Genomic DNA, 4,709 nt, shown 5'->3' on the forward strand with positions numbered 1-4,709 from the left:
GTCGATCGTGTTCGTCATGTGCCCCAGCCTGCGCCGGCGCGACGGTGGCAACCAGGTCAGCGGTTGTCGTACGACGGTCCCGCGTACGACCGCGGAACCTACGCGCGGGCAGCGTACGACCGGCCAACGTACGACTGGCAGGCTCACCCTCATACTGGGCCGCATGGACCCGCGCACCGAACTCAGCGAATTCCTCCGCTCCCGTCGGGCCCGGCTGCGGCCGGAGGACGTCGGTCTGCCGGACTACGGCACCCGTCGGCGGGTGCCCGGACTGCGCCGCGAGGAGCTGGCCCAGCTGGCCGGCGTGAGCACGGCGTACTACATCAGGCTTGAGCAGGGCCACGGCGAGAACGTCTCCACGGCCGTGCTGGACTCGATCGCGCGCGCCCTGCGGCTCACCCCCGCCGAGCGCGAGCACCTGCAGCGGCTCACCAAGCCGCCCCGCCGCCGGAGCGGGCGCGCCGCGGCGGCCCGCCCCCAGCAGGTGCGGCCCGCCCTGCAGCAACTGCTCGACGCGATGGAGGGCGTCCCGGCGTACGTGCTCGGACGGCGGCTGGACATCGTCGCGTGGAACCGGCTCGGCAACGCGTTGACCGGCGACTTCTCCGCGATGCCGCCGGAGCAGCGGAACATGGCCTGGCACGTCTTCCTGGACCCGGCGGCGCGTGAGCTGTACGACGACTGGGAGGGCAAGGCCACGGACGTGGTCGGCATCCTGCGGTTGGAGGCCGGCCGGGACCTCGACGATCCCCGGCTGGCCTCGCTGATCGGTGAACTCTCGCTGAAGAGCGCGGACTTCCGCCGGCTCTGGGCCGCGCACGACATCCGGGACAAGGGCCACGGCACCAAGGACCTGCACCACCCCGTGGTCGGCCGGCTGACCCTGCGCTACGAGACGCTGCGGCCGGCCGGCGATCCGGACCAGGTGCTGGTGACCTACCACGCCGAGCCCGGCTCGCCCTCGGCCGAGTCGCTTCGTCTGCTCGCCAGTTGGGCCGCGACCGGGCCGGCCGAGGGTGTGGGATCCGCCACGCCGGCCGCCCCCGCCGAGGGCCGGGAGTCCCCGGCGGAGCGGCCCCGTTAGGCCGGTGGTCCCGGGCCGGTCGGGACCACCGGCTCTGTCCGGGACCCTCCGCCGGGACGTTCACTGGAACTGCGCACCCTCCGGGCCCTGCCCTGCCCGGAACCGGCCCGGTCCGCCGATCGGGCCGGTTCGCGAGGTGAACAGAGCGTGTACGTCGAGCATCTGACGGATCGTTAGGCTGCTGGTCATGGAGATCAGCAGCAGCGCCGCGTCCACCGAGTACGACCGGTTGATCGCGCGCCACCACGCCATGCGCCTTCGCCGGCAGATCCTCGCGCCGGCACCCGCGTTCCCGGCACCCGCGTTCCCGGCACCCGCGTTCCCGGCGACCGCGTTCCCGGGGCCGGCGGACGGACGGGGCGGCGCGCCGTCCCCCACCGGCCGGTCTTACGACGGTGCGGCCGACCAGCGGCTGATCCTGCGCACCCTCGGCCTGGTCACCCCGTTCGCGGACCTGATCGACCACCTCTATCGGTTCATGTTCCTGCGCCGCCCCTACTTGCGCTCGCTCTTCCCGGCCTCCATGGAGTTCCAGCGGTCCCACCTGGAGCGGATGTTCACCTACCTCGTCGAACACCTCGACCGGCCCGCCGAACTCGCCGACACGCTCGGCCGACTCGGCCGCGACCACCGCAAGCTCGGCGTCCGGCCGGTCCACTACGAGGCCTTCGAGGAGGCGCTCCGCGAGGCGATCCGGCACCGGGCCGGCTCGCAGTGGAACGAGGAGCTGGAGGCGGCATGGGTGCGGATGCTGCGCTTCGCCGTCGAGGCGATGGTCGCCGGCGCCGAGGCCGCGCTCACCGAACCGCCGTACTGGCACGCCGTGGTGGTCGGCCACGAGCGTCGCCGCCCGGACGTCGCCGTGCTGCGGGTGCGCACCGGCGAGCCCTACCCCTACCGGGCCGGTCAGTACGGGACCGTCGAGCACCCGTTGCTGCCGCACACCTGGCGGCAGTACTCGATGGGCTGCGCGCCGCGCGCGGACAACGAGGTGGAGTTCCACGTCCGCCGCACCGGGCCGGGCGGGGTGAGCGAGGCGCTGGTCGAGCGGACCGCGATCGGGGACCGACTGCGGCTCGGCCCGCCGCGCGGCTCCCTGATGCCCGCGGACGACTCCCGGGACCTGCTCCTGGTCGCCGGCGGCACCGGACTGGCGCCGATGAAGGCGATCGTCGAGGAGCTGGCCGAGCGCCGCCCGCGCGGGCGGCGGGTCCACCTCTTCGTCGGCGCCCGGGACCGGGCCGACCTCTACGACTGGCCGGCCCTGTCCGAACTCGGTGGGCGCAGGCCCTGGTTGGAGCTGATCCCGGTCGCCGACGGCGGTCCGGCGGGCGGTCCGGCCGGCAGTCCCGCGGGCGGGGGCGCGGTGGGCGGCCGTCGGCTGGCCGAGGCGATCGGGAGCAGGGGCGACTGGAGCGACCACCTGGCCTGCGTCAGCGGCCCGGCCGGGATGGTGGACGAGGTCCGTGCCTGCCTGGTGGCCGCCGGACTGCCGCCCGCCCGGGTCCACCACGACCCGGTGCTCGGTCGCTGAGCCGGGGCGGCGGGCGTTCCCGCGCAGGCGGCTTCCGCCCGGCGCCGGGCCCCGCCCCCCGCGGGCCCCCCGCGAGCCCTGCCCCCGCCCTAGCGGTAGCAGTACGAGTCCGACGACGCGTCCCCGCCCGCCAGATGGGTCTGGTGCACCCGCAGCCCCCGGAACTCGTCCCCGTGCGGGAAGAAGCGCCGGTCGACGGTCAGCCCGCCGGCCCGGGGGTCGGCGTCGAGCTTGACGATCCACGGCTCGATGCCGTCCAGGTAGAACTGGTCGTCCCAGGCTCCGTAGAGCGAGTTGGTGACGTACAGCCGCCGCCCGTCCCGGCTGATCTCCACCATCTGCGGTGCGCCGCTCAGCGGCCGGTCCGGCTCCGCCGGGTGCGGCGTCCGCGCGGTCACCCCGCCGAGCCGCACCGACGCCGTCAGGTGCGGGCGGAACGGGTCCGAGACGTCGTACTGGAACAGCTCCCCGGTGCCCCAGGCCGACACGTACAGCCAGCGGTCGTCCACCGACAGGTTGATGTCCGTGACCAGCGGCGGCACCGCGCCGAACGGCTGCAGCGCGGGCGGCAGGTCCTCCGCCTTCGCCGGTTCGGCGGGTATCTCGATCACCTTGCGCGCGGTGAAGGCCGGGCCCTCCCGGTACCAGAGCCAGACGGAGGCGGACAGGTCCTCGACGTTCACGACCACGCCGGCGAAGCCCCACTCGGCCTGCGGGTCGTGCGCCGGCCGCAGCTCCAGCACCATCTGGTACTGGTCCCCGAGGTCGATCCGCTGCAGGTGCCGCCCCGAGTCCAGCTCCCAGAAGTGCAGCGCGTGCCCGTACTTGCGGCCCAGCAACAGCTCCGGCACCACCCCGTCCTCCACCATCCACGGCGTGCCCCACTCGCTGGTCACCCCCACGTCGCCGCCCAGGTGCCACCAGACGTCGTAGGCGAAGTGCTGCGGTCCGCGCTCCGTCTCCCAGGCGCGCAGCACCTCGAAGGTGGTGTGGTCGAGCAGGGCGACCCCGCCCGGGCCGTCGGCCCCCGTCCCGCCGCCGAGGCAGGACAGGAAGACGCCGTCCGGCCCGCAGTGCAGCGTGTGCGGGCGCGAGTAGCCCGCCCGGGCCGCCAGCTCCTCGGCCGGCACGGTCTTCACCAGCCGCGGCCGGACCGGGTCCGGCCGGGTGTCGAGGACGTGCAGCCTGGACGAGCGCAGCCCGGGTAGCAGCAGGTAGCGCCGCTCCGGGTCCCGGTGGCAGGAGTGCGCCAGCGCGCTGGAACAGGCGTTCCAACCGAAGTGGTGCAGCTCGTCGCCGGGCTCCGGCATGTCGGTGAAGTGGAGCACCCGTCCGTAGGTCGGCGAGCCCGGGTCGGTGTCGACGGTGATCAGCGCGTCCGGCTGCCGCGCCGACCGGTCGAACCCCGCGACGTACGCCAACCGCTCCGGGGGCGCGGCGATCGCCTCGGCGGGCGTTCGGTACAGCGACGGGTCGCCGTGCCCGGCCCGCGACAGGTCTGCGTGCGGCATGCTGACTCCTCAACTCGTTTCACCGACAAGGGGAGTGACTCCGGTCAGGGCAGCGTTCCACAGAACCGCGGGCGCACAGCAGGCGCACGGGAAGCGGGGCGAGCGGGCGGGCGACCCCGCGGGCGACCGGGCAGCCGGTACCGCGCACCGGGCTACCGGCCGGTATCGTCGGTCCAGCAGGAGCGTCGCTCCCGGACCGGCCGGTCCGGCGCCGGCGCGTCGGGGCAGTCTGAGCAGAGAGCCGGGTGCGGACAGGCATGGAATTCCGAGAAGACGTCCTGGGCGCTCCCTACGAGGCCGCCGAGCTCCCGCTCGCCGCCGACGCGGAGGGAACGGTCAGCGCCACTCTGGTGCGCCGGCTGGTGAAGGGCTCGGACCGCGCCGTGCTCTACGTGCACGGCTACAACGACTACTTCTTCCAGACCCACCTCGCCGACCACTACGTCGAGCTCGGCTACTCCTTCTACGCCCTCGACCTGCGCAAGTACGGCCGGTCGCTGCGCCCGCACCACTCGCCGAACTTCGTCCGCGACCTCTCCGAGTACGACGAGGAGCTGGACGCCGCCGTCCGGATCATCCG

Annotated in this window: 4 protein-coding genes; 3 read left to right on the forward strand and 1 reads right to left on the reverse strand. The window is 74.1% G+C overall.

Annotation, left to right across the window (positions count from 1 at the left end; translation table 11 throughout):
- Positions 1 to 163 precede the first annotated feature (163 nt).
- Both MCM47_RS39360 and MCM47_RS39365 read left to right on the forward strand, forming a co-directional pair.
- On the forward strand, positions 164 to 1,084 hold the full coding sequence (locus tag MCM47_RS39360; RefSeq protein ID WP_238865018.1) for a helix-turn-helix domain-containing protein: 921 nt from the start codon (positions 164 to 166) through the stop codon (positions 1,082 to 1,084).
- Positions 1,085 to 1,271: 187 nt separating this feature from the next.
- Positions 1,272 to 2,618: a globin domain-containing protein gene (locus MCM47_RS39365; protein WP_238951687.1), complete on the forward strand. Its 1,347-nt coding sequence runs from the start codon at positions 1,272 to 1,274 to the stop codon at positions 2,616 to 2,618.
- A gap of 89 nt (positions 2,619 to 2,707) precedes the next feature.
- Here the strand turns inward: MCM47_RS39365 and MCM47_RS39370 are convergent, their stop codons facing one another.
- Positions 2,708 to 4,129 (reverse strand): selenium-binding family protein, encoded by a 1,422-nt coding sequence (locus tag MCM47_RS39370; RefSeq protein WP_238951688.1) that lies wholly within the window; start codon positions 4,127 to 4,129, stop codon positions 2,708 to 2,710.
- A gap of 257 nt (positions 4,130 to 4,386) precedes the next feature.
- Between MCM47_RS39370 and MCM47_RS39375 the strand changes: the two genes are divergently transcribed.
- On the forward strand, positions 4,387 to 4,709 hold a 323-nt coding region (locus tag MCM47_RS39375; protein WP_374209279.1), incomplete at its 3' end, for an alpha/beta hydrolase.

The sequence above is a fragment of the Kitasatospora sp. A2-31 genome (assembly GCF_022288725.1).
Classification (GTDB): domain Bacteria; phylum Actinomycetota; class Actinomycetes; order Streptomycetales; family Streptomycetaceae; genus Kitasatospora.